Consider the following 23,229-nt stretch of genomic DNA (forward strand, 5'->3'; position numbering starts at 1 on the left):
GCACCGGGTGTCCGGGGGCACGCGCATGGCCTGGGAGGATGTGAAGGTGGCGGGCTCGGCCCACCGGGTGTGCACACGAGCGACACGAGAGGGTTGGGTATGGCTCCTAGGGCGGACGGCCGGCTCGACCTGCCGGCTGTGAGTGAGCGGCAGAGCCTGCGGGAGCAGGTGGCGCACGCGCTCCGGGCGGCACTGATCACCGGTGAGATGAGACCCGGCATGGTCTACTCCGCCCCGGCCCTCGCCGCCCAGTTCGGCGTCTCGGCGACCCCGGTGCGCGAGGCGATGCTCGACCTGGCCAAGGAGGGCCTGGTCGAGGCGGTGCGCAACAAGGGTTTCCGGGTCACCGAGCTGTCCGAGCGCGACCTGGACGAGCTGACCGAGCTCCGCAGGCTGATCGAGGTGCCCACGGTGTCGCAACTGGCCGGCAGACCGGCCGGCACCGTGGGCGCGCCGAACTTCGAGGCGCTCCGCCCGCAGGCCCAGGCGATCGTCGACGCGGCCGAGCGCGGCGACCTGCTCGGTTACGTCGACGCCGACATCCGCTTCCACCTGGACCTGCTCGCTCTGGCGGGCAACTCCCACCTCGTGGAGGTGGTCCGCGACCTGCGCAACCGGGCCCGTCTGTACGGCCTGTCCGCCCTGCACCAAAGGGGCGGCCTGGTCGACTCCGCCCGCGAGCACCTCACGCTGCTCGACCTGCTCTCGGCAGGAGACGTGAGCGGTGCCGAGCGGTTGATGCGCGAGCACATCCGGCACGTACGCGGCATCTGGGCCAGCCGCCCCGAGTAGCGGCGCGGCCGGCACGGGTCAGCGCGAGCCGCGGGTGGCGCCGACGCTGGCGATGACCACGCAGCCGATGGCGGCCCACTCGCGTACCTGGAGCACCTCGCCCAGTACCAGCAGGCCGACCAGCGCGGCCGCCGCGGGCTCCAGGCTCATCAGGATGCCGAAGACCCGCTTGGGCATCCTGCGCAGCGCCTCCAGCTCTATCGAGTAGGGGATGACCGACGACAGCAGGCCCACCCCGACACCGATCAGCAGCAGTTCGGGCCGGAGCAGGTCGGCGCCGCCCGAGGTGATCCCGAAGGGGGCGATCAGCACGAAGGAGATGATCAGCGCCAGGGAGAGGCCGCTGGCCCCGGGGAAGCGCCGGCCGACCGAGGCCGCCAGCAGGATGTAGCCGGCCCAGCAGGCCCCCGCGACCAGGGCGAAGGCGATTCCGGCCCAGCTGATCCTGGAGGCCGACGTGCCCCACGGGGCCAGCAGCACCACGCCGGAGGCGGCGAGCACGACCCAGAGCAGGTCGAGGCGGCGGCGCGAGGCCGCCACCGCGACACCGAGCGGTCCGAGGAACTCGATCGCCACCGCGATGCCCATGGGCAGCCGGGCCAGCGCCTCGTAGAACGACAGGTTCATCAGGCCAAGCGTCAGGCCGAAGGCCGCGCCCGCCGCGAGGTCCGCCCGGGTCAATCCCTTCAGCCGGGGTCTGGCGATCATCCCCATGATCAGCGCACCCGTCCCGATCCGCAGGAACACCACCGCGCTCGGTGGCAGCTGGGAGAACAGGTCCTTGGCGAAACCCGCGCCCACCTGTACCGACAGGATGGCCAGCAGCACCAGCCCGGAGGGCGGGATGGCGTCGGAGGCGGCCCTCAGCAGCGCTCCCGGTCTGCGGGGTTCGGCGGGCCCGGGCAGGGCTTCGGCGGTCACGACACTCCTTGTGCCAGGTGCAAAATAGTTAATGGCACCTTACTTGTCGGGGCTCCCGTTTTCAGCGACGTCCGCGATGCGAGACGGGCCCGGGAAAGAGGCCGGCCGCCATGGGGCGGGCCACCACGAACCGGAGGGGTCACCTCATTCCCAGCGGAAGGTTCGCGAGGTCAGGAAGAGCGACACCGCGGCCCACGCCGCGAGGACCGCCAGCGCGGCGAGAGGCGGTCCCGCCCCCTCGCTCAGGACCGCGCGGAGCCCTCCGCTCAGCGCGGAGATCGGCAGCGACTCCAGCACCGGCCGTACCGACTCGGGGAACCTGGTCAGCGGGAAGGCGATCCCGCCGCAGGCGAGCAGGACCAGGTAGACCAGGTTCGCCGCGGCGAGCGTGGCCTCGGCGCGCAGCGTGCCGGCCATCAGCAGGCCGAGCCCGCTGAACGCGGCGGTGCCCAGCACGACGAGCAGCAGCACCGCGAGCGGCGAGCCCGCCGGGCGCCAGCCCAGGGCGAGCGCCACCCCGCAGATGACCGTGACCTGGATGACCTCCACGGCGATCACCGCGAGCGTCTTGGCCAGCATCAGCCCGGTCCGCGACAGCGGGGTCGCGCCCAGCCGCTTCAGCACGCCGTAGCGGCGTTCGAAGCCCGTCGCGATGGCCTGCCCGGTGAAGGCGGTGGACATCACGGCCAGCGCGAGCACTCCGGGGGCCATGAAGTCGATGCGGGAACCGCCGCCCACGTCGATGATCGGGGCGACCGAGAGGCCGACGAGCAGCAGCACCGGGATGATCATCGTGAGCAGTAGCTGCTCGCCGTTGCGGAGCATCGCCTGGATCTCCGCGCCCGCCTGGGCCGCCACCATCCGGTGCAGCGGCGCGGCTCCGGGGGCCGGGGTGAGGTCCAGGGTGGTCAAGCGGCTCTCCTGTGGTCTGGCTCGGGCCGCGCCCGGATCCGTGCGTGCTGAAGGGGTGGGTGCCGGGAGCGTCACCGGAGCTCGCGCCCGGTCAGCTCCAGGAAGACGTCTTCCAGGGTACGCCGCTCGATGCTGAGGTCGTCGGTGCTCACGCCCTCGGCGGCGCACCAGGTCGTCACGGTGGCCAGCAGGCCGGGCGCGACCTGACCCTCGATGATGTAGTGCCCCGCCGGTGACTCCTTGGCCGAGCTGCCGGCGGGCAGCGCGGCGAGCAACTCGTCCAGGCAGAGCCCGGGGCGGGCACGGAAGCGCAGCTGCCGCTCAGCGCCGGTGAGGGAGGAGGGGGTGCCCTCGGCGACCACCCGGCCGCGGTCGATGATCACGATCTGGTCGGAGAGCCTCTCCGCCTCGTCCATGTGGTGGGTGGTGAGCACCACCGAGACCCCGCTCGCGCGCAGCTCGCGTACCAGCTCCCAGCAGGCGTGCCTGGCCTGCGGGTCCAGGCCCGCGGTCGGCTCGTCGAGAAAGACCAGCTCGGGGCGGCCGATGACCGCTCCGGCCAGCGACACGCGCTGCTGCTGGCCGCCGGAGAGCCTCCGGTACGGGGTGCGGGCGTGCTCGGTCAGCCCCAGCCGTTCCAGCAGCGCCGCGGGATCGAGCGGGTGGGCGTGGAAGCGGGCCATCAGCCGCAGCCACTGCCCACAGCGGGTCGCCGGGGGAACGCCGCCCGCCTGGAGCATCACCCCGACCCTGGCCCGCAGCTCCGGCCTGGACGGATCGAGTCCGAGCACCTTCACCCTGCCGCCGTCGGCCCGGCGGAATCCCTCGCAGATCTCCAGCGTGGAGGTCTTGCCGGCCCCGTTGGGGCCCAGCACGGCGGTGACCGCGCCTCGGGCGGCGTTGAAGGTCAGGCCGTCGATAGCGGTCGTTCCGCCGTATCTCTTGACCAGGTCGACGATCTCGACGGCTGGGGATTCCATGGCCACGAGTTTAGGGACCGCGGCCGCCGGTCATGTTCCCGGACCACGCGTCCGGGCCGCTCCATACCGGCCAGGAGTTCCGGCCCTGAGGCGCCGGGTGCTCCCAGAGGGCTTTTGCCGGTCAGTGCTTTTAGGTTCTTTCTGGGAAATTTCCTAAATCCAGGAATTCGGATGACCTGTTGATGGTTGGGACGCTTCGGCCCCTGCGGGCCCATCGTGGCCTGCGATCAAAAGGGGAGTACGGATATGACCGCCGTCGTCGGCGAGTCGGACGTGGTGCCGGGCACGCGGCGCAGACTGTTGCTGATCATCCTGGGTGCGCTCTCCGCGATCGGTCCCCTGTCGATCGACATGTATCTGCCGGCCTTCCCGGCCATCGCCGCCGACCTGGGCACCGGGCAGGCACAGGTGCAGCTCACCCTCACCGCCTGCCTCATCGGGGTCTCCGCCGGGCAGGTCGTCGCCGGCCCGCTCAGCGATGTGCGCGGCCGGCGGGGGCCGCTGCTGCTCGGCATCCTCGCCTACGCCGTCGCCTCGCTGCTGTGCGCCTTCTCGCCCTCGGTGTACGGGCTGGTCGGGTTGCGCCTGCTCCAGGGCATCGCGGGCGGCGCCGCACTGGTGATCGTCCGCGCGGTCGTCCGGGACCTGTACGAGGGGGCGGCCATCGCCCGCATCTTCGCCACCCTCATGCTGGTGACCGGCCTCGCGCCGATCCTGGCCCCGCTCGCGGGCGCGCAGCTGCTCAACCACACCTCCTGGCGGGGCGTCTTCGTCGCGCTGAGCGTCGCCGGCCTGCTGCTGCTGGCCGCCGCGCTGTCCGGGGTGCACGAGACGCTCCCCGCGGACCAGCGTGAGGGCGGGGGGCTGCGGCACACCCTCGTCACCTTCCGGCACCTGCTCGGCGATCGGTCCTTCACGGCCCCCGCCCTGGCCGGAGGGCTGGGCTTCGCGGGCATGTTCGCCTACATCTCCGGATCGCCCTTCGTGCTCCAGGAGGTCTACGACACCTCGGCGCAGACCTTCTCCCTGGTGTTCGGGCTGAACGCCCTGGGGCTGACCGTCACCGCGCAGATCGGCGGGCGCCTCGCGGGGCGCCGGATCGACCCGGCCCGGCTGATCCTGATCGGACTGTTCACGAGCGCGGCCGGAGCCGTGACGCTGCTCGCCACGGCGCTGTTCCACCTGCCCCTGCCGGTGCTGGTCGCCGCGCTGTTCGTGATCATGTGTGGTGCGGGCTTCGTCATGCCCGGCAGCGCCGCGCTCGCCCTGGCCGGCCAGCCCCCGCAGATCGCCGGAAGTGCCGCCGCGCTGACGGGTGTGCTGCAGTTCGCGCTCGGCGCGCTCGCCGCACCGCTGGTGGGCCTGGGGGGCGAGGGCTCCGCGCTGCCGATGGCCGTCGTGCTGGCCGGTTTCACCCTCGTCTCGCTCCTGGCCTTCACCGGGCTGCGAGGAGGCGCGCGGAATGTTTCCGCAGGTTAGGTAAGCCTTGCCTGCGTGACAAATCGCATTTGAGGCGGCTGAACATTGGTTTGTAACTCGGGAAGCAATTACGGCACACTGATGTTGTGAAATACGTGACCGGGACGCAGGGCACCGAGGGAGCCGCCATCGTGCGGCCTTCCGCCGTGTCCGCCGAGCGCAGCACGCGAGCGCGTGTCGCCCGGCTCATCCTGGAGCACGGGCCCGTCACCGCCGCCGCTCTCGGTGAGCGGCTGGGCCTCACCCCCGCAGCGGTCCGCAGGCACCTGGACGCACTGCTGGCCGAGGGAATGGCCGAGACGCGCACCGCCAGGCCGCGAGGCCAGCGCGGGCGTGGCCGGCCTGCCAAGTTGTTCGCCATAACGGACGCCGGCCGGAGCGCCTTCGAGCACGCCTACGACGGGCTCGCCGGGAGCGCGCTGCGTTTCCTGGCCGAGCGCGTGGGCGAGGAGGCCGTCGCGGAGTTCGCCCGATCACAGGTGGCCGGCCTGGTCGCCCGCCTGCGGCCGGAGATGCGCGAGGTCCCCGCCGACCAGCGGGTGCGCGTCCTTGCCGAGGCGCTGTCGGCCGACGGCTACGCCGCCTCGGCGAGCAGGGCCAGCCTCGGCGGTGAACAGCTGTGTCAGCACCACTGCCCGGTGGCGCACGTGGCCGCGGAGTTTCCGCAGCTGTGCGAGGCCGAGACGGAGGCGTTCGCGCGCATCCTCGACACTCCCGTGCAGCGGCTCGCGACCATCGCCCACGGTGACGGCGTGTGCACCACGCACGTGAGTCCCCGCCGGGATTCCGGGCCGGGCGCGAGGGAGCGCGCGACGAACGCCCCGGCATCCACGCCGGTGCAATCACCAGCAACCCACGAAACGATCGACATATCGAGCAAGGAGACCGGAAGGTGACTGTCACCGACCGCCCGGAGCTGGAAGGCCTCGGGAATTACAAGTTCGGCTGGGCCGACTCGGACGCCGCGGGAGCGACGGCCCGACGCGGCCTGTCCGAAGAGGTCGTCCGCAATATCTCCGCGCTGAAGAACGAGCCGGAGTGGATGCTGGACCTTCGCCTGAAGGGGCTGCGCCTGTTCGGCAAGAAGCCCATGCCGAACTGGGGCTCCGACCTCAGCGGGATCGACTTCGACAACATCAAGTACTTCGTGCGCTCGACCGAGAAGCAGGCCACCTCGTGGGAGGACCTGCCCGACGACATCAAGAGCACCTACGACAAGCTCGGCATCCCCGAGGCGGAGAAGCAGCGCCTGGTCGCCGGCGTCGCCGCCCAGTACGAGTCCGAGGTGGTCTACCACAAGATCCGTGAGGACCTTGAGGAGAAGGGTGTCATCTTCGTCGACACCGACACCGCCCTCAAGGAGCACGAGGAGATCTTCAAGGAGTACTTCGGGACCGTGATCCCCGTCGGCGACAACAAGTTCGCCGCGCTGAACACGGCGACCTGGAGCGGCGGCAGCTTCATCTACGTGCCGCCGAACGTCAACGTGGAGATCCCGCTCCAGGCCTACTTCCGGATCAACACCGAGAACATGGGCCAGTTCGAGCGGACCCTGATCATCGTGGACGAGAACTCCTACGTCCACTACGTCGAGGGCTGCACCGCGCCGATCTACTCCTCTGACTCGCTACACAGCGCGGTCGTGGAGATCGTCGTGAAGAAGGGCGCGCGCTGCCGCTACACGACCATCCAGAACTGGTCGAACAACGTCTACAACCTGGTCACCAAGCGCGCCGTGGCGTACGAGGGCGCGACCATGGAGTGGATCGACGGCAACATCGGTTCCAAGGTCACCATGAAGTACCCGGCCGTCTACCTCATGGGCGAGCACGCCAAGGGCGAGACCCTCAGCGTCGCCTTCGCCGGTGAGGGGCAGCACCAGGACGCCGGTTCCAAGATGGTGCACCTCGCACCGAACACCAGCTCCTCGGTGATCTCCAAGTCCGTCGCCAGGGGCGGCGGCCGCACCTCCTACCGCGGTCTGGTCCAGATCGAGGAGGGCGCGTACGGCAGTGCCAGCACCGTCAAGTGCGACGCGCTGCTCGTTGACCAGATCAGCCGCTCCGACACCTACCCCTACGTGGACGTGCGCGAGGACGACGTCTCCATGGGGCACGAGGCCACCGTCTCCAAGGTCTCCGACGACCAGCTCTTCTACCTGATGAGCCGCGGCATGGGCGAGGACGAGGCCATGGCGATGATCGTCCGGGGCTTCGTCGAGCCGATCGCCCGCGAGCTCCCGATGGAGTACGCCCTGGAGCTGAACCGCCTGATCGAACTGCAGATGGAAGGAGCCGTCGGCTGATGGGTCTCGACACCGCCAAACCCCTGTCGACGCTCCACGAGAAGGCCTCGTACGACGTGGCGGACTTCGCGGTCCCGACCGGCCGGGAGGAGGAGTGGCGCTTCACCCCGCTCTCCCGGCTCAAGGGCCTGCACGAGGGCGTCGCGGCCTCCGCGAACGTGGTCGTGCACGTCGACGCCGCCCCCGAGGTCACCGTGGAGACCGTCGGCCGTGACGACGCGCGGCTCGGCCGGGCCTATGTGCCCGCCGACCGGGTCAGCGCCCAGGCCTACGCCTCCTTCGAGAAGGCCACCGTGATCACGGTGGCGCGCGAGGCCGTCGCCTCCACCCCGACGGTGGTCACCCTCACCGGGTCCGGCCGGGGCGCAGCCTACGGCCACACGGTCGTGAAGCTGGAGCCGATGGCCGAGGCCGTGGTCGTCCTCGACCATCAGGGCAGCGCGCTCTACGCCGACAACGTCGAGTTCGTCGTGGGCGAGGGCGCCACGCTCAAGGTCATCAGCCTGCAGGACTGGGCGGACGACGCCGTGCACGTCTCCCACCACCACGCCCTGCTCGCCAAGGACGCGACCTTCCGCAGCTTCGTGGTCACCCTCGGAGGCGACCTGGTCCGGCTCTCCCCCTCGGTCTCCTACTCCGGGCCCGGCGGCGACGCCGAGCTGAGCGGCCTCTACTTCGTCGACGCCGGCCAGCACCTGGAGCACCGCCTGCTCGTCGACCACTCCCGGCCCGGCTGCCGGAGCAACGTCGACTACCGTGGAGCGCTGCAGGGGCAGGACGCCCACGCGGTCTGGATCGGCGACGTCATCATCCGGGTCGAGGCCGAGGGCACCGACACCTACGAGCTCAACCGCAACCTGCTGCTCACCGACGGCGCCCGCGCCGACTCGGTGCCCAACCTGGAGATCCTCACCGGAGAGGTCACCGGTGCCGGCCACGCCAGCACCTCCGGCCGCCTCGACGACGAGCACCTCTTCTACCTGCAGGCCCGGGGGATCCCCTACGAGGACGCGCGTCGCCTCGTCATCAGGGGCTTCTTCGCACAGCTGGTGGAGAAGATCGAGATCTCCGAGCTTCGCGAGCGGGTGCTCGCCCGGGTCGAGGCGGAGCTTGAGAAGTGACGTTCGAGAAGGTCTGCAAGCTCGCCGACATCCCCGACGAGGGCGTGATCGGCATTGAGGTGGGCGAGACCCCCGTTGCCCTGGTCCGCCGGGGCGATGAGGTCTACGCGCTGCACGACGTGTGCTCCCACGCGGAGGTGAAACTCAGCGAGGGTGAGGTCTACGACGGCACCCTGGAGTGCTGGCTGCACGGTTCGTGCTTCGACCTGCGGTCGGGCAAGCCCACCGGTCCGCCCGCCATCAAGCCCGTCCCCGTCTACCGAGTCAAGATCGACGGCGATGACGTCCTCGTCTCGCTCTCGAAGGAGTCATAAAAGTGTCTGACACGAGCCGAGTTCCCTCGGGTTCCACCCTGGAGATCCGCGACCTGCACGTCAACGTCGCCGACAAGGAGATCCTGCGCGGCGTCAACCTGACCGTGCGGGCCGGCGAGACCCACGCCATCATGGGCCCCAACGGCTCGGGCAAGTCCACGCTCGCGTACGCGATCGCCGGTCACCCCAAGTACACGGTCACCGGCGGCCAGGTCCTGCTCGACGGGGTCGACCTGCTGGAGCTGACCGTCGACGAGCGCGCCCGCGCCGGGCTGTTCCTCGCCATGCAGTACCCGGTCGAGGTCCCCGGTGTCAGCGTCTCCAACTTCCTGCGCACCGCGGTCACCTCCGTCCGTGGCGAGGCCCCCAAGCTCCGCCAGTTCGCCAAGGACCTCAAGTCCGGCATGGACGCCCTGTCCATCGACGCGGCCTTCGCTCAGCGCAATGTCAACGAGGGCTTCTCCGGCGGTGAGAAGAAGCGCCACGAGATCCTCCAGCTGGAGCTGCTCAAGCCGAAGATCGCGGTTCTCGACGAGACCGACTCCGGCCTCGACGTCGACGCGCTGCGCGTGGTCTCCGAGGGGATCAACCGCTTCCGCTCGAACGGCGAGACCGGCGTGCTGCTCATCACCCACTACACCCGCATCCTGCGTTACGTGAAGCCGGACTTCGTCCACGTCTTCTCCGCGGGGCGGATCGTGGAGCAGGGCGGCCCCGAGCTCGCAGAGCGGCTTGAGAACGAGGGTTACGAGGCCTACACGAAGGCGTCGGCCTGATGGTGGACACCGGCCTTGACGTGGAGAGGATCAGGAAGGACTTCCCGGTCCTCTCCCGAGAGCTTCCCGGCGGCAGGCCGCTGATCTATCTCGACTCGGGCAACTCCGCGCAGAAGCCGACCCAGGTGGTCGAGGCGATGCGCGAGCACATGGCGATGCACTACGCCAACGTCGGCCGCGCCATGCACGCGCTGGGCGCCGAGTCCACCGAGGCGTACGAGAACGCCAGGGACAAGGTCGCCGCCTTCGTCGGCGCGCCCGACCGCGACGAGATCGTCTTCACCAAGAACGCCTCCGAGGCGCTCAACCTGGTGGCGTACGCCTTCGGCAACCCCGTCGGCGAGGACCCGCGCTTCCGGCTCGGCCCCGGAGACGAGATCGTCATCTCCGAGATGGAGCACCACTCCAACATCGTGCCGTGGCAGATGCTCGCGCAGCGCACGGGCGCGACGCTGCGCTGGTTCTCCGTCACCGACTCCGGCCGCCTGGACCTGTCGAACCTCGACGAGCTCGTCACCGAGCGCACGAAGATCGTCTCGATCGTGCACCAGTCGAATGTGCTGGGCACGGTCAACCCGGTCGCCCCGGTGCTCGCCAGGGTCCGTGAGGTCGGCGCGCTGATGATGCTCGACGCCTCGCAGTCGGTGCCCCACCAGCAGGTGGACGTGGCCGCGCTGGGCGTCGACTTCCTGGCCTTCACCGGCCACAAGGTCGTCGGCCCCTCGGGGATCGGCGTGCTGTGGGCCCGTGGTGAGCTGCTTGCGGCCATGCCCCCGTTCCTGGGCGGCGGCGAGATGATCGAGGCGGTCTGGATGGACCACTCGACCTACGCGCCCGCGCCGCACAAGTTCGAGGCGGGTACGCCGCCGATCGTCGAGGCGGTCGGCCTCGGCGCCGCGGTCGACTACCTGTCCGAGGTCGGGATGGACGCCGTCGTCCGGCACGAGCACGAGCTCACCGCCTACGCGCTCGGTGCGCTGGGAGAGATCCCGGGCCTGAGGGTGATCGGCCCGCTGGACCTCGCCGACCGCGGTGGCACCGTCTCGTTCACGCTGGAGGGGATTCACCCGCACGACGTCGGGCAGATCCTGGATGACAACTTCGGCGTGGCGGTGCGCGTGGGACACCACTGCGCCCGTCCGCTCCACCTGCGATTCGGAATTCCCGCGACCACGCGGGCGTCCTTCTACCTGTACAACACAACGGCCGAGATCGATGCTCTGGTCCGCGGCCTCCACCACGTGCGGAAGGTGTTCGCCTAGTCATGCCCGAGCAGTCGAGCCGGCGGGCGAGCGGACGGCGGGCGCCACACGCCCACGGCACGGCGCCCGGCGACGCGCGAGCGTACGGCGCAGCGAACGAGAAGGTGAGCACGACCCTATGATCGCCGAGTCCATGTACCAGGAGCTGATCCTGGAGCACTACAAACACCCGCAGGGGAGGGGTCTTCGCGACCCGTACGACGCCGAGGTCCACCATGTGAACCCGACGTGCGGCGACGAGATCACCATGCGGGTGAAGCTGGGCGACGGCGGCAAGGTCGAAGACGTCTCCTACGACGGGCAGGGCTGCTCCATCAGCCAGGCCGCGGCCTCGGTGCTGCATGAGCTGGCCACCGGCTCGACCGTCGACGACTCGCTCGGCGTCGTGGATGAGTTCACCCGGCTCATGCAGGGCAGAGGAAAGATCGAGGCGGACGAGGACCTGCTGGGCGATGCCGTGGCCTTCGCCGGGGTCGCGAAGTTCCCCGCCCGGGTGAAGTGCGCGCTACTGGCCTGGATGGCCTACAAGGACGCGGTCGTGAGGAGCACGAAATGAGCAAGGCTGTTGAGACGCCGACCACGGCGTATGACGGGGACACCACCCATGACGAGGTCATGGAGGCCCTCAAGGACGTCGTGGACCCCGAACTCGGCATCAACGTCGTCGACCTGGGCCTGATCTACGGGCTCCACCTCGACCCCGCGGAGGGGGGCGAGGGGGACGCCCTGCCGGTGGCCACCATCGACATGACGCTGACCAGCGCGGCCTGCCCGCTGACCGACGTCATCGAGGACCAGGCGCACTCGGCCCTGGACGGCATGGTCTCCGACGTGAAGATCAACTGGGTCTGGCTCCCGCCGTGGGGCCCGGACAAGATCACCGACGAGGGGCGCGAGCAGCTCCGGATGCTCGGCTTCAACGTCTGAGACGCGATCGCCGGTACGGCTCGCACCCCCCCGGGTTCGGGCCGTACCCAATTGTGTGAGAGGATCACGGAGGCTGGGAAGAAAAGCCCGGCCGGGAGTGTTGGCTCCAATCGACGGACAAGCGATCGGCTCATGCTGGACGCCCCGACCGAACTCGGCACTGCGAACGCCGGGTATGCTTGATCGTGGTTTGACTGCGTGCGGGTAAACTAGACCCGCTCCGTGCGGTGCGCCTCGACTTGCACCGCACCACCGCCCCCCATGTGGGTGTTGATCGAGCGCGGCCTCAGGCCGCGCGTTCCAGGCTCGTCCTTTCGCAGAAGTGACGTGCCCCGTTCTTCTATCGAAAGGCACGAGTCTTCGTGACCATGCTTGACGCTGTTCTGCCCGAAATCACCGAAATCACCGAAATCTCCCAGGCCCCCGCAGGCACGTCCGAGTTCACCCTTCTCGGCCTGCCGAAGCCGCTGGTGACCGGTCTCTCCCGTGCGGGCATCGACAGTCCCTTCCCCATCCAGCGGGCCACGATCCCCGACATCCTCGCGGGCCACGACGTTCTCGGCCGCGGCCAGACCGGCTCGGGTAAGACGCTCGCCTTCGGCCTGCCCATGATGACCCGCATCGCCGGAGCCAAGGCGCGTCCCGGCCACCCGCTGGCCGTCGTGCTGGTGCCGACCCGCGAGCTCGCCATGCAGGTGACCGACGCGCTGGAGCCCCTCGGCCGCGGCCTGTCGCTGCGGATGAAGACCGTCGTCGGCGGCATGTCCATGGGCCGCCAGATCGAGGCGCTGCGCCGCGGTGTCGAGGTCGTCGTGGCCACCCCCGGCCGCCTGACCGACCTCATGCAGCAGGGTGAGTGCATGCTGGACGAGGTCCAGGTGACGATCCTCGACGAGGCCGACCACATGTGCGACCTCGGCTTCTTCCCGGTCGTCAGCGCGATCCTGCAGCAGACCCCGGCCGACAGCCAGCGCCTGCTCTTCTCCGCGACCCTCGACGGTGACGTGGACAAGCTCGTCCGCCGCTTCCTCACCAACCCGGTGACCCACTCCATGGCCCCGGCCGCCTCCTCGGTCGACACCATGGAGCACCACCTGCTGGAGGTGCACCGCGACGACAAGTTCCCGGTGACCGCCGAGATCGCCAACCGTGAGGGCCGGACCATCATCTTCGTGCGCACCCAGCACGGCGTGGACCGGCTGTGCAAGCAGCTCGCCCAGGTCGGGATCAAGGCCGGCGGCCTGCACGGCGGCAAGCGCCAGAACCAGCGCACCCGCATCCTGGCCGAGTTCAAGGAAGGCACGATCAACGTCCTGGTCTGCACGGACGTCGCGGCCCGCGGCATCCACGTCGACAACATCAGCCTCGTGCTGCACGTCGACCCGCCCCAGGACCACAAGAGCTACCTGCACCGCGGCGGCCGCACCGCCCGGGCCGGGGAGAAGGGCACCGTCATGACGCTGGTGCTCCCCAACGAGCGCCGCTCCACCGACGCGATGACCCGCCGCGCGGGCATCAAGCCGTTCCGTGCCAGGGTCACCCCGGGCCACCCGCGCCTGGAGGAGGTCGCCGGTGCGCGTACCCCCAGCGGCGAGCCGATCCCGGTCTGGGAGCCCTCGGCTCCGGCCAGCAGGCAGCGCCAGGGGCGTGGCGGCTTCGGCGGCAACGGTGGCGGGCGTGGCCCGCGTCGTTTCCGCTCCGAGCGTCCCGCCCACGGTGAGGGCCAGCAGCCCCGTGAGCGTTCCTTCGGTGACGACTCCCGTGGCGGCGGCCAGTACCGTTCCGAGCGCCCGACCGGTGGCGGTTACCGCTCCGAGCGTCCCGCGGGCGGTGGCTACCGCTCCGACCGCGGTGAGCGCCCGGCCGGTGGCGGCTTCCGCTCCGAGCGTTCCACCGGCGGTGGCTACCGCGGTGGCGAGCGGCGCGAGCCGTTCCGCGCCGACCGTCCGGCCTCGACCGGTGGCGGTTACCGCTCCGAGCGTCCCGCGGGCGAGCGCGAGCCCTTCCGCGGTGACCGCCAGGGCGGCGGTTTCCGCGGCGGCGAGTTCCGCGCCGACGGCCGCGGCTCCGCCCCGCGCGGCGGCAGCCGCTACGGCCGCTGATCATCTCGTAGCACCCTGAAGGGCCGGTACGGCATCCGCCGTGCCGGCCCTTCGTCTGGAGCGGCCCGACCCACCGGGACCGCCGTCGCTCCGCGTTCCGGCCCGGTCCCCCGGAAGGGCCCGCCGTCACCGGACTCGCCCGGGCGGGGGAGCGGTGCTTCCTCTGGGGGTGAGGCGGGCGGCCTCGTCCTGGTAGGGCCCGGGGCTCTCGCCGGAGACGAGGGCGAGGAGATGGCGGGTGGCGTGGGCGCCGTAGGCGGAGATGTCGCGGCTCAGGGCGGTGAGCGGGGGGCGGACGACCCGGGAGAGGGGTGAGTCGTCCCAGGCGACGATGGACAGGTCGCGGGGCACCTCCAGGCACAGGTCCTGGGCGGCGGACAGCCCGGCGACGGCCATGATGTCGTTGTCGTAGACGATCGCGGTGGGCCGGGAGGGCGAGCTCAGCAGGCGCCGGGTGGCGCGGGCGCCCTCCTCACCGGTGTAGTCGGTGTGCACGGTCACGTGCTCGGCGACGCCGTCGCAGGCCTCGGCGAAGGCGTGGTCGCGCAGCACGGTGTGGGCCAGGCGCGGCAGCCCGGCGATCCTGGCGATCCTGCGGTGGCCGAGTGCGACGAGATACTCCACGGTCTCGTGGACGGCGCCGCCGTCGTCGGACCAGACGGGCAGCAGCGACCCGGCCTCCGACGGGTGGCCGATCACCACGACCGGCAGGCCGAGTGACTCGAACTCGGGGATGCGGGGGTCGCCCACGTGCAGGTCGACCAGGATGGCGCCGTCGACGCGGCCCTCACCCCACCAGCGGCGGTAGACCGCGACCTCCTGCCCGTGGTCGGAGACCACCTGCAACATGAGCGCGTACGAGCGGGCCGAGAGCTCGCTCTCGATGCCGCTGATGAGTTCCATGAAGAACGGTTCCACGCCGAGCGTGCGCGCCGGGCGGCACATGGCCAGGCCGACGGTGTGGGACCGCGCGCCGTTCAGGGCGCGGGCCGCGCTGTTGGGCCGCCAGCCGATCTCCTCGGCGATCGCCAGGATCCTGGCCCGGGTGCTCTCCGACACGCCGGGCTGCCCGTTGAGCGCGTACGAGACGGCCCCCTTGGACACCCCGGCCCGTCTGGCGACGTCCGCGATCGTCGGTCGTTTCATGATCTCCTCCGCGATTTCAGCTGAACCGGTCCAGTCGCCTATTGACAGTGCCGACACATGGACTTTACGGTCACGATACTTATCCGGCTCAGCAAGCGCATGCGGTCGCGTTTAGTTGTTTGGGAGCGCTCCCATGTTGGAGAGGAGAACATAGATGCGGATTCGACGAAGGTTCGCGATCCTCGGGGTGGCGGCCTGCATGGTCGCGGCCGGGTGCACGGGAGGGTCGACGACGCCGTCCGCCCCGAGCGAGGCGCCGCAGGGTTCGGGCGCCGCGGCCCCCTCGGCGGGGGCGGGGGCGGCGAACGCCGCGTTCCCCCGCAACGAGACCCTGTACACCAGCGGCACCCAGTGGGGCCCGCCGGCCAACTGGAATCCGCTGCGGACCTGGGACTCGGCCACCGGCACCAAGGGGCTCGTCTACGAGACGCTCTTCCTGTACGACCCCCAGACCGACAAGTTCACGCCCTGGCTGGCCGAGAGCGGCACCTGGACGGACGACAAGACCTACGACCTCAAGCTCAGGCAGGGGGTCACCTGGGCCGACGGCAAGCCCTTCACCGCCGACGACGTGGTCTTCACCGTCGAGCTCGGCAAGATGAAGACCGTTCCCTACGCCAACCTGTGGGACTGGCTGGAGAAGGTCGAGGCGGTCGACCCGGGCACCGTCAGGTTCACCTTCTCCAAGGCCAACTACCAGCAGTGGGCCAACTGGGTCTACAGCAACGCGATCGTCCCCAAGCACATCTGGGAAGGTCTCTCCGAGGACGAGGTGCTGAACGGCGTCAACGAGAAGCCGGTCGGCACCGGGCCGTACGCCTACCACAGCCACGACCAGGACCGGATGGCCTGGGTCAAGCGCGACGGCTGGTGGGCCACCGCGGCGCTGGGCAAGGACGTCAAGCCCAAGTACGTCGTCGACATCGTCAACTCCAGCAATGAGGTGGCGATGGGCCTGCTGCTGCAGAAGGGCCTGGACCTCAGCAACAACTTCCTGCCCGGCGTGGCCAACCTGGTCCAGGGCGACTTCGGTATCAAGACCTACTATCCAGAGCCGCCGTACATGCTCTCGGCCAACACGGCCTTCCTGGTGCCCAACACCGCGAAGAAGCCGCTGGACGACCCCGCCTTCCGCAAGGCGATCGCCAACTCCATCGACACCAAGAAGATCGTCGAGGGTGTCTACGGCAACCTGGTCAAGGCGGCCGGCCCCACCGGGCTGCTGCCCCAGTGGGACAAGTACGTCGACCAGGCCGTGGTGAGCGAGAAGGGCTTCTCCTTCGACACCAAGAAGGCGAAGAAGCTGCTGGCCGACGCCGGATACAAGGACGGCGACGGCGACGGGTTCGTGGAGAACAAGGACGGCTCCAAGGCCTCGTTGAAGATCATCGTTCCGGCCGGCTGGACCGACTGGATGGAGGCGAGCCGGGTCATCGCCGAGGGCGCCAAGGCGGCCGGGATCGACCTCACCCCCGAGTTCCCCGACTACAACGCGCTGGTCGACCAGCGCGGGTCCGGCACGTTCGACCTGCTGCTCAACAACGAGCGGCAGCTGTCCAACACCCCCTGGATGTACTACGACTACATGTTCCGGCTGCCGATCAACAAGCAGCAGAACACCGTCAACTTCGGCCGCTACGAGAACAAGAAGGTCTGGGACCTGGTCCAGGACCTCGACGGCAGGAAGGCCGACGACGTCGAGGGCATGAAGCAGGTCGCCTCGGAGATCCAGAAGATCCAGCTCGACGATCTGCCGGTGATCCCGCTCTGGTACAACGGCCTGTGGGCGCAGACCAGCAACGCGGTCTGGACCAACTGGCCCTCCTCCGACCCCGCGACGCCCAAGAGCCCGCCGACCATGTGGCGTAACTGGCTGGAGCTGGGCGGGGTGCTGACCCTGACCGAGCTGAAGCCCGCCGGCGGCTGATCCCCCGCGATTCTCGCCCCCTCCCCGCGCGCGGCGCGGGGAGGGGTTCATCTCGCCGATTCGGGAGGATCGCGTGCGACGCTATTTCGGCCGGAAGCTGCTCGTGTACGGGCTCACCTTCCTCGTGGCCGTCACGATCAACTGGATGATCCCGCGCTTCATGCCGGGAGACCCGGTCCAGAGCATGCTGGCCAGGGCCAACGTGTCACAGCCCGCCGCCGTTGAGGCGATGCGCGCCCACTACACGAGCCTGTTCGGGCTCGACCTGCCGCTCTGGGAGCAGTACGGCAACTTCTGGGCCGCGCTGTTCCGGGGTGACCTGGGGACCAGCATCTGGCTGTTCCCCACCCCGGTGACCGACATCATCATCCGGGCGGTGCCGTACACGCTGGCACTGCTCATCCCGTCCATCCTGCTCAGCTGGTGGGCGGGCAACAGGTTCGGCGCCTTCGCCGCCAGGCGCAAGTGGCTGGACAACACCGCGCTGCCGATCGGGTACGTGCTCACCGCGACGCCCTACATGTGGCTGGCGATCCTGCTGGCCTGGGGGCTGGGCATCGTGGCGGGGATCTTCCCCGTCTCCGGCGGCTACAGCTTCGCCATGCGGCCCAACTGGTCGTGGGAGTTCGTCGGCGACCTGGCGCTGCACTGGTTCCTGCCGTTCGTCTCGCTCTTCCTCGTCGCGTTCGGGGGCTGGGCGATCGGCATGCGCAACATGATCATCTATGAGCTGGAGGCCGACTACTCCACCTACCTGTCCTCGCTGGGGGCCTCGCGGCGGCTCATCCGGCGCTACGCCTTCAGGAACGCGGTACTGCCGCAGATCACCGGCCTGGCCCTGCAGCTCGGCGTGCTCGTGGCCGGAGCCCTGGTCACCGAGATCGTCTTCTCCTATCCGGGGCTCGGCCACCTGATCCTCAAGGCGATCCAGAACCAGGACTTCTTCCTGCTGCAGGGGACCTTCCTGTTCATCGTGGTGGGCGTGCTGGTCGCCAACTTCATCATCGACATCGTCTACGTCCTGGTCGACCCGCGTACCAGGACCGGGATAGGAGGGGAGGCGGCATGACGGCCATCTCCGCAGAGGGCGGGGCGTCATGACGGCCGTGCCCGTCAGGCGCAACGAGGGTCTGTACTTCGCGCTGCGCAACGGGAAGCTGCTGGCCGGACTGGTCGTGCTGGTCCCGCTGCTCGTCCTGGCCGCCGCCGCCCCGCTGATCGCGGGGGGCGACCCGAACACCTACGTCGCCACCCCGGCCTCGCCGCCCTCGGCCGAGCGCTGGTTCGGCACCACCATGTTCGGCCAGGACATCTTCGCCCAGTTCGCCTACGGCCTGCGCGCCACCTTCGTCGTGGGGCTGCTCGGCGGCGGGCTGGCCGCGATCATCGGGATGGCGATCGGCTTCACCGCCGGATACCGGGGCGGCCTGGTCGACGAGGTGCTGAACATGCTCACCAACATCGTCCTGGTCCTGCCCGCGCTGGCGGTGCTACTGATCGTCAACGCCTACCTCGGGGTCCGCAGCGTCGGCGCGCAGGCGCTCTTCATCGGGCTCACCTCCTGGCCCTGGGCGGCCAGGGCCATCAGGGCCCAGACGTTCTCGCTGCGCTCGCGCGACTTCGTGGACCTGGCCAAGCTCAGCGGCGTGCGCACCTGGAAGATCATCGCCAGGGAGATCGCGCCCAACATGAGCTCGTACCTCTTCATGACCTTCATCCTGCTGTTCGGCGGGTCCATCCTGATCGCCGCCTCGCTGGACTTCATCGGGCTCGGCCCCAGCGAGGGTGTCTCGCTCGGCCTGATGCTCAACAACGCGGCCCGCTGGAACGCCCTGCACCTGGGCATGTGGTGGTGGTTCATCCCGCCGGGAGCCGGGATAACCGCCGTCGTCGGCGCCCTGTACGTGATGAACGTCGGCCTGGACGAGGTCTTCAACCCGAAACTGCGGGAGCTGTAGATGACTCTGCGTGTGGACGACCTCAGGGTCCACTACAGGACTCTGCGCGGCGAGGTGAAGGCGCTGGACGGCGTCAGCTTCGGCGTCGGCGACGGCGAGATCCTCGGCCTGGCCGGCGAGTCCGGCTGCGGCAAGACCACCCTCGGCAAGAGCCTGATCAGGATGGACGGCCGGATGCGGCTGGCCGGGGGAACCGTCTCGCTGGACGGCGAGGAACTGCCCATCGGCGACGACCGGCGGATGAACCCCTTCCGCTTCAAGCGGGTGTCGCTCATCCCGCAGTACTCCATGAGCGCGATGAACCCCACCCGCAGGATCGGCAGGATGATCACCGAGCTGCTCGCCTCCCGGGGCGAGAGCGTGGACACAGCCGAGCTGGAACGCCGGCTGGACCTGGTGGAGCTGCCCAGGGACATCCTGGGGCGCTACCCGATCGAGCTGTCCGGCGGGATGAAGCAGCGGATGGTGATGGTCATCTCCACGCTGCTCGACCCCTCCCTGCTCATCGCCGACGAGATCACCTCCGCGCTGGACGTGTCGACCCAGAAGGCCGTGGCCAGGACCCTCGTGGAGTTTCGGGACCGGGGCTTCGTGCGCAGCATGATCTTCGTCACCCACGACATCTCGCTGACCTACCAGATCGCCGACACGATCATGGTCATGTACGCGGGCAAGCTGGCCGAGAAGGCCCCCGCGAGCGTGATCGTCAGCGAGCCGCGCCACCCGTACACCCGGATGCTGATCTCCTCGCTGCCCGAGGTCGGGGTCCGCCACGCGGAGCGCAGGCTCTCCGGCATCCCCGGGCGGCCGCCCTCGCTGCTCGATCCGCCGCGGGGCTGCCGGTTCAGGGACCGCTGCCCGCTGGCCTTCGACAGGTGCGCCGAGGACCCCCCGCCCATCGAGGTCGCCCCCGGCCACCACGTCGCTTGTTGGAAGGCGTAATGCTGAGTCTCGAAGGGGTCACCAAGACCTACCGGGTGGGTGCCTTCGGCACCGCGACCCTCACCGCCGTCGACGACGTGAGCCTCGACCTCGCGCCGGGGGAGGTGGTCTCCCTCATCGGCGAGAGCGGCAGCGGCAAGACGACCCTCGGCAAGACGGTGCTCGGGCTGCTCACCCCGACGCGGGGCAGGATCACCCTCGACGGAGCCCCCGCGCGGCCGGGAAAGGCGTACTACCGGCACGTGCAGGGCGTCTTCCAGGACCCGTTCAGCTGCTACAACCCGGTCTTCAAGGCCGACCGGGTACTTAGGATGATCAAGGACGAGTACTTTCCCGGCGTCGCGGCCTCCGACTGGGAGGGCAGGATCGAGAAGTCGCTCAAGGACGTCGGCCTCGACCCCGGGCAGGTCCTGGGCCGGTATCCGCACCAGCTCAGCGGTGGACAGCTGCAGCGCCTGCTGATCTCCAGGGCGCTGCTGCTCGACCTCAGGTACCTCGTCGCCGACGAGATCACCAGCATGCTCGACGCCTCCACCAGGATCGACGTCCTCAACCTGCTCGCCGACCTGAAGTCGCGCGGTCTCGGGGTGCTGTTCGTCACCCACGACCTGTCGCTGGGCAACTACATCAGCGAGCGGGCCGTGGTCCTGTACCGGGGGCAGGTGGTGGAGTCCGGTCCCACCGCCGCGGTGTTCGGCAACCCCCTCCACCCGTACACGATCAAGCTGCTGTCGTCGGTGCCGAGGCTCACCGCCCGGTGGGACGGCGGCGATCCCGCCGTCCCCGCCGAGGACGTTTCGGCAGGGCCCTCCACGCTGGTGGAGGAGGAACCGGGGCACCTCGTCCGGCGGGGCGACACCACACTGACAAGGAGCGTGAATTGACGACGGTTGGGGCGGTAAGGGCGCTACACGAGGGCTGGACCCTGCGCCAGGTGGGGGGCGGGATCTCCGGCGTCCCCGCCACGGTGCCGGGGTGCGTGCACACCGACCTGCTGGCCGCCGGGCTCATCGAGGACCCGTACCTGGACGACAACGAGAACCGGCTGACCTGGATAGGCCGCTCCGACTGGGACTACGAGACGGTCTTCACCTGGAACGCCGACTCCCACGACCGCGCCGACCTGGTCTGCGAGGGCCTCGACACGGTCGCCACGGTCGAGCTCAACGGCGTGCGGGTCGCCAGCGTCGCCAACCAGCACCGCTCCTACCGCTTCGCCGTACGGGAGCTGCTGCGCGAGGGCGAGAACACGCTGCGGGTCCGTTTCGCCTCCCCGCAGGCCTACGCCGAGGCGCGCCGGGCCGAGCTGGGCGCGCGGCCCGGCGCCTATGCGGCGCCCTACCAGTTCATCCGCAAGATGGCCTGCAACTTCGGCTGGGACTGGGGCCCGGCCGTGGTCACCTCCGGCATCTGGCGGCCGATCGGGCTGCACTCCTGGAGCGGGGCCAGGCTGGCGTCGGTGCGGCCGCTGGTGAGCGGGGACGGGCGCGTCGAGGTGCACGTCACGGTCGAGCGCGCCACGGACGTCCCGGTGACCGTGACGGCCTTGGTCGCGGGCGTCGAGCACGAGGTGCGGCTGGCCGCCGGCGACCGCGAGGCGGTCCTGGAGCTGCGGGTGGAGAACCCCCGGCTGTGGTGGCCGCGCGGCTACGGCGCGCAGGACCGCTACGAGCTGGTCGTACGCCTCGGCGAGGAGGCGTGGACGGGCCGGATCGGTTTTCGCGACGTCCGCCTGGACCGCACCGGCGAGGGGTTCACCGTCGTCGTCAACGACGTGCCGGTCTTCGTGCGCGGCGTCAACTGGATCCCCGACGACTGCTTCCCGGCCAGGGTCACCCGCGAGCGGCTGGCCGAGCGCTTCGGCCAGGCGGCCGGGGCGGGCGTCAACCTGCTGCGGGTCTGGGGCGGCGGCCTGTACGAGAGCGAGGACTTCTACGACCTGGCCGACGAGCTGGGCCTGCTCGTCTGGCAGGACTTCCCGTTCGCCTGCGCCGCCTACCCCGAGGAGGAGCCGTTCGCGAGCGAGGTGGCGGCCGAGGCCCGGGAGAACGTCACCCGGCTGTCCTGGCGCCCCTCGCTGGTGCTGTGGTGCGGCAACAACGAGAACATCGAGGGCCAGGCCGACTGGGGCTGGCGCGAGGAGCTGGGGGAGCGGAGCTGGGGGGCGGGCTTCTACTACGATCTGCTGCCCTCGGTGCTGGCCGAACTCGATCCCACCCGCCCCTACTGGCCGGGCAGCCCGTACTCCGGCGACCCCGACCTGCCGCCCAACGACCCCGCGCGCGGCACCATCCACATCTGGGACGTCTGGAACCGCGAGGACTACACCCGCTATGGCGACTACCGCCCCCGCTTCGTCGCCGAGTTCGGCTTCCAGGGGCCGCCTGCCCACGCCACACTGCGCGGGGCGGTCTCCGACGACCCGCTCACCCCCACCTCGCCCGGCGTGCTGCATCACCAGAAGGCGCACGAGGGCAACGCCAAGCTGCTGCGCGGCCTCGGTGACCACCTGCCCCGGCCGGAGACCTTCGACGACTGGCACTACCTGACCCAGCTCAACCAGGCCAGGGCGATGGCCTTCGGCATCGAGCGCTTCCGGGCGCTGGCGCCGCACTGCGCGGGCACGATCGTCTGGCAGCTCAACGACTGCTGGCCGGTCACCTCCTGGTCGGCCGTCGACGGCGCCGGGCGGCGCAAGCCCCTGTGGTACGCGCTGCGCCGCGTCTACGCCGACCGCCTGCTCACCGTCTGCGACGGCGCCGTGGCCGTGGTCAACGACGGCCCGGAGCCCTGGGCGGGCGAGCTGGAGCTGCTGCGGCTCGGCCTGGGCGGGGAACCGCTGGCCAAGGAGAGGGTCGCGGTCGAGGTGGCACCCCGCTCGGTGGCCAGGGTCGGGCTCCCGGACTCGGTGGCCGTCCCCGAGGACCCGACCGCCGAGCTGCTCTCGGTACGGCTGGGCGAGCACCGTGTGCTCCGCTTCTTCGCCGAGGACCCGCGGGTCGCCTTCCCGGTGGCCGCCTACGACACCGAGGTCATCTCGGCGGGGGACGGCCTGGACGTCACCGTCACCGCCCGCACCCTCCTGCGCGAGCTGGCCCTGTTCCCCGACCGCCTCGACCCGGCCTCCTCGGTGGACGACATGCTGCTGACCCTGCTCCCCGGCGAGAGCGTCACCCTGCACGTGACGGGCTCGCCCGACCCGGCCGCCCTGGTCACCCGCCCGGTGCTTCGCTGCCTCAACGACTGAACGTCCCCCGGGCCGCCCGCATGGGCGGCCCGGTCACGAGACGGTCAAACGGAGTGGTGAGCTCCGGAGATCACCCGGCGGTTCGCGTCCGGCGAGGGCGGACCCGCACACGCCGGGG

Annotated in this window: 21 protein-coding genes; 17 read left to right on the forward strand and 4 right to left on the reverse strand. The window is 70.1% G+C overall.

Annotated features, from left to right (window positions below; genetic code table 11):
- The first annotated feature begins 99 nt into the window (after positions 1–99).
- Positions 100–792 carry a GntR family transcriptional regulator gene (locus tag ACQP0P_RS19050; RefSeq protein ID WP_433378534.1) on the forward strand — a complete coding sequence of 231 codons (693 nt, stop codon included), beginning with the start codon at positions 100–102 and terminating at the stop codon, positions 790–792.
- An 18-nt stretch (positions 793–810) separates the two neighbouring features.
- Here ACQP0P_RS19050 and ACQP0P_RS19055 read toward each other — a convergent pair whose 3' ends face one another.
- The 3 genes from ACQP0P_RS19055 to ACQP0P_RS19065 form a co-directional block, all read right to left on the reverse strand.
- The gene (locus tag ACQP0P_RS19055; protein WP_433378537.1) at positions 811–1,713 is read right to left on the reverse strand and encodes an EamA family transporter; all 903 of its coding nucleotides are present in this window, start codon (positions 1,711–1,713) and stop codon (positions 811–813) included.
- 144 nt (positions 1,714–1,857) lie between these two features.
- A complete protein-coding gene (locus ACQP0P_RS19060) occupies positions 1,858–2,574 on the reverse strand; it encodes an ABC transporter permease (RefSeq protein WP_433381972.1) in 717 nt (238 codons plus the stop codon).
- Between the two features lie 122 nt (positions 2,575–2,696).
- Positions 2,697–3,605 carry an ABC transporter ATP-binding protein gene (locus ACQP0P_RS19065; protein WP_433378540.1) on the reverse strand — a complete coding sequence of 303 codons (909 nt, stop codon included), beginning with the start codon at positions 3,603–3,605 and terminating at the stop codon, positions 2,697–2,699.
- A 246-nt stretch (positions 3,606–3,851) separates the two neighbouring features.
- On the opposite strand from ACQP0P_RS19065, the gene ACQP0P_RS19070 reads away from it, so the two are divergent.
- The 10 genes from ACQP0P_RS19070 (at position 3,852) to ACQP0P_RS19115 (ending at position 13,891) form a co-directional block, all read left to right on the forward strand.
- On the forward strand, positions 3,852–5,084 hold the full coding sequence (locus ACQP0P_RS19070; RefSeq protein WP_433378543.1) for a multidrug effflux MFS transporter: 1,233 nt from the start codon (positions 3,852–3,854) through the stop codon (positions 5,082–5,084).
- Positions 5,085–5,170: 86 nt separating this feature from the next.
- Positions 5,171–5,980, forward strand: a complete 810-nt coding sequence (locus ACQP0P_RS19075; RefSeq protein ID WP_433378546.1) for a helix-turn-helix transcriptional regulator — start codon at positions 5,171–5,173, stop codon at positions 5,978–5,980.
- Positions 5,977–7,389 carry a Fe-S cluster assembly protein SufB gene (gene sufB, locus ACQP0P_RS19080; protein ID WP_433378549.1) on the forward strand — a complete coding sequence of 471 codons (1,413 nt, stop codon included), beginning with the start codon at positions 5,977–5,979 and terminating at the stop codon, positions 7,387–7,389. The genes ACQP0P_RS19075 and sufB overlap by 4 nt, the downstream gene beginning before the upstream one ends.
- Positions 7,389–8,510 (forward strand): Fe-S cluster assembly protein SufD, encoded by a 1,122-nt coding sequence (sufD, locus tag ACQP0P_RS19085; RefSeq protein ID WP_433378551.1) that lies wholly within the window; start codon positions 7,389–7,391, stop codon positions 8,508–8,510. The genes sufB and sufD overlap by 1 nt, the downstream gene beginning before the upstream one ends.
- A complete protein-coding gene (locus tag ACQP0P_RS19090) occupies positions 8,507–8,824 on the forward strand; it encodes a Rieske (2Fe-2S) protein (protein WP_326639038.1) in 318 nt (105 codons plus the stop codon). The genes sufD and ACQP0P_RS19090 overlap by 4 nt, the downstream gene beginning before the upstream one ends.
- A 2-nt stretch (positions 8,825–8,826) precedes the next feature.
- Positions 8,827–9,600: a Fe-S cluster assembly ATPase SufC gene (gene sufC, locus ACQP0P_RS19095; RefSeq protein ID WP_030904847.1), complete on the forward strand. Its 774-nt coding sequence runs from the start codon at positions 8,827–8,829 to the stop codon at positions 9,598–9,600.
- Positions 9,600–10,862 carry a cysteine desulfurase gene (locus ACQP0P_RS19100; protein ID WP_433378556.1) on the forward strand — a complete coding sequence of 421 codons (1,263 nt, stop codon included), beginning with the start codon at positions 9,600–9,602 and terminating at the stop codon, positions 10,860–10,862. Before sufC ends, ACQP0P_RS19100 begins: the two co-directional genes overlap by 1 nt.
- A gap of 118 nt (positions 10,863–10,980) precedes the next feature.
- Entirely contained in the window at positions 10,981–11,418 is a 438-nt protein-coding gene (sufU, locus tag ACQP0P_RS19105) for a Fe-S cluster assembly sulfur transfer protein SufU (RefSeq protein WP_433378559.1), read from the forward strand.
- Entirely contained in the window at positions 11,415–11,789 is a 375-nt protein-coding gene (locus tag ACQP0P_RS19110; RefSeq protein ID WP_355553292.1) for a metal-sulfur cluster assembly factor, read from the forward strand. Before sufU ends, ACQP0P_RS19110 begins: the two co-directional genes overlap by 4 nt.
- Positions 11,790–12,157: 368 nt before the next feature.
- On the forward strand, positions 12,158–13,891 hold the full coding sequence (locus tag ACQP0P_RS19115; protein WP_433381974.1) for a DEAD/DEAH box helicase: 1,734 nt from the start codon (positions 12,158–12,160) through the stop codon (positions 13,889–13,891).
- Positions 13,892–14,017: 126 nt separating this feature from the next.
- Here ACQP0P_RS19115 and ACQP0P_RS19120 read toward each other — a convergent pair whose 3' ends face one another.
- Positions 14,018–15,037: a LacI family DNA-binding transcriptional regulator gene (locus ACQP0P_RS19120; RefSeq protein ID WP_433378562.1), complete on the reverse strand. Its 1,020-nt coding sequence runs from the start codon at positions 15,035–15,037 to the stop codon at positions 14,018–14,020.
- A gap of 154 nt (positions 15,038–15,191) precedes the next feature.
- Between ACQP0P_RS19120 and ACQP0P_RS19125 the strand changes: the two genes are divergently transcribed.
- The 6 genes from ACQP0P_RS19125 to ACQP0P_RS19150 all read left to right on the forward strand — a co-directional run bounded on the left by ACQP0P_RS19125 (position 15,192) and on the right by ACQP0P_RS19150 (position 23,111).
- The gene (locus ACQP0P_RS19125; RefSeq protein ID WP_433378565.1) at positions 15,192–16,964 is read left to right on the forward strand and encodes an ABC transporter substrate-binding protein; all 1,773 of its coding nucleotides are present in this window, start codon (positions 15,192–15,194) and stop codon (positions 16,962–16,964) included.
- Positions 16,965–17,037: 73 nt separating this feature from the next.
- A complete protein-coding gene (locus tag ACQP0P_RS19130) occupies positions 17,038–18,033 on the forward strand; it encodes an ABC transporter permease (RefSeq protein WP_433378568.1) in 996 nt (331 codons plus the stop codon).
- A gap of 28 nt (positions 18,034–18,061) precedes the next feature.
- Positions 18,062–18,922 carry an ABC transporter permease gene (locus ACQP0P_RS19135; RefSeq protein ID WP_433378571.1) on the forward strand — a complete coding sequence of 287 codons (861 nt, stop codon included), beginning with the start codon at positions 18,062–18,064 and terminating at the stop codon, positions 18,920–18,922.
- On the forward strand, positions 18,923–19,864 hold the full coding sequence (locus tag ACQP0P_RS19140; RefSeq protein ID WP_433378574.1) for an ABC transporter ATP-binding protein: 942 nt from the start codon (positions 18,923–18,925) through the stop codon (positions 19,862–19,864).
- The gene (locus tag ACQP0P_RS19145; protein WP_433378577.1) at positions 19,864–20,748 is read left to right on the forward strand and encodes an ATP-binding cassette domain-containing protein; all 885 of its coding nucleotides are present in this window, start codon (positions 19,864–19,866) and stop codon (positions 20,746–20,748) included. The genes ACQP0P_RS19140 and ACQP0P_RS19145 overlap by 1 nt, the downstream gene beginning before the upstream one ends.
- Positions 20,745–23,111 carry a glycoside hydrolase family 2 protein gene (locus ACQP0P_RS19150; RefSeq protein ID WP_433378580.1) on the forward strand — a complete coding sequence of 789 codons (2,367 nt, stop codon included), beginning with the start codon at positions 20,745–20,747 and terminating at the stop codon, positions 23,109–23,111. Before ACQP0P_RS19145 ends, ACQP0P_RS19150 begins: the two co-directional genes overlap by 4 nt.
- The last annotated feature ends 118 nt before the right edge of the window (positions 23,112–23,229 follow it).

The organism is Streptosporangium sp. CA-115845 (genome assembly GCF_050943795.1).
In the GTDB taxonomy this organism is placed as follows: Bacteria; Actinomycetota; Actinomycetes; order Streptosporangiales; family Streptosporangiaceae; genus Streptosporangium.

What these genes read in the sequence shown, in the direction of transcription:
- ACQP0P_RS19050 (WP_433378534.1), top strand. Translation starts at nt 100, where the DNA reads ATGGCTCCTAGGGCGGACGGCCGGCTCGACCTGCCGGCTGTGAGTGAG.
- ACQP0P_RS19060 (WP_433381972.1), bottom strand. Translation starts at nt 2,574, where the DNA reads ATGGTGGCGGCCCAGGCGGGCGCGGAGATCCAGGCGATGCTCCGCAAC.
- ACQP0P_RS19065 (WP_433378540.1), bottom strand. Translation starts at nt 3,605, where the DNA reads ATGGAATCCCCAGCCGTCGAGATCGTCGACCTGGTCAAGAGATACGGC.
- ACQP0P_RS19070 (WP_433378543.1), top strand. Translation starts at nt 3,852, where the DNA reads ATGACCGCCGTCGTCGGCGAGTCGGACGTGGTGCCGGGCACGCGGCGC.
- sufD (WP_433378551.1), top strand. Translation starts at nt 7,389, where the DNA reads ATGGGTCTCGACACCGCCAAACCCCTGTCGACGCTCCACGAGAAGGCC.
- ACQP0P_RS19100 (WP_433378556.1), top strand. Translation starts at nt 9,600, where the DNA reads ATGGTGGACACCGGCCTTGACGTGGAGAGGATCAGGAAGGACTTCCCG.
- sufU (WP_433378559.1), top strand. Translation starts at nt 10,981, where the DNA reads ATGATCGCCGAGTCCATGTACCAGGAGCTGATCCTGGAGCACTACAAA.
- ACQP0P_RS19110 (WP_355553292.1), top strand. Translation starts at nt 11,415, where the DNA reads ATGAGCAAGGCTGTTGAGACGCCGACCACGGCGTATGACGGGGACACC.
- ACQP0P_RS19115 (WP_433381974.1), top strand. Translation starts at nt 12,158, where the DNA reads ATGCTTGACGCTGTTCTGCCCGAAATCACCGAAATCACCGAAATCTCC.
- ACQP0P_RS19120 (WP_433378562.1), bottom strand. Translation starts at nt 15,037, where the DNA reads ATGAAACGACCGACGATCGCGGACGTCGCCAGACGGGCCGGGGTGTCC.
- ACQP0P_RS19125 (WP_433378565.1), top strand. Translation starts at nt 15,192, where the DNA reads ATGCGGATTCGACGAAGGTTCGCGATCCTCGGGGTGGCGGCCTGCATG.
- ACQP0P_RS19135 (WP_433378571.1), top strand. Translation starts at nt 18,062, where the DNA reads ATGACGGCCGTGCCCGTCAGGCGCAACGAGGGTCTGTACTTCGCGCTG.
- ACQP0P_RS19140 (WP_433378574.1), top strand. Translation starts at nt 18,923, where the DNA reads ATGACTCTGCGTGTGGACGACCTCAGGGTCCACTACAGGACTCTGCGC.
- ACQP0P_RS19145 (WP_433378577.1), top strand. Translation starts at nt 19,864, where the DNA reads ATGCTGAGTCTCGAAGGGGTCACCAAGACCTACCGGGTGGGTGCCTTC.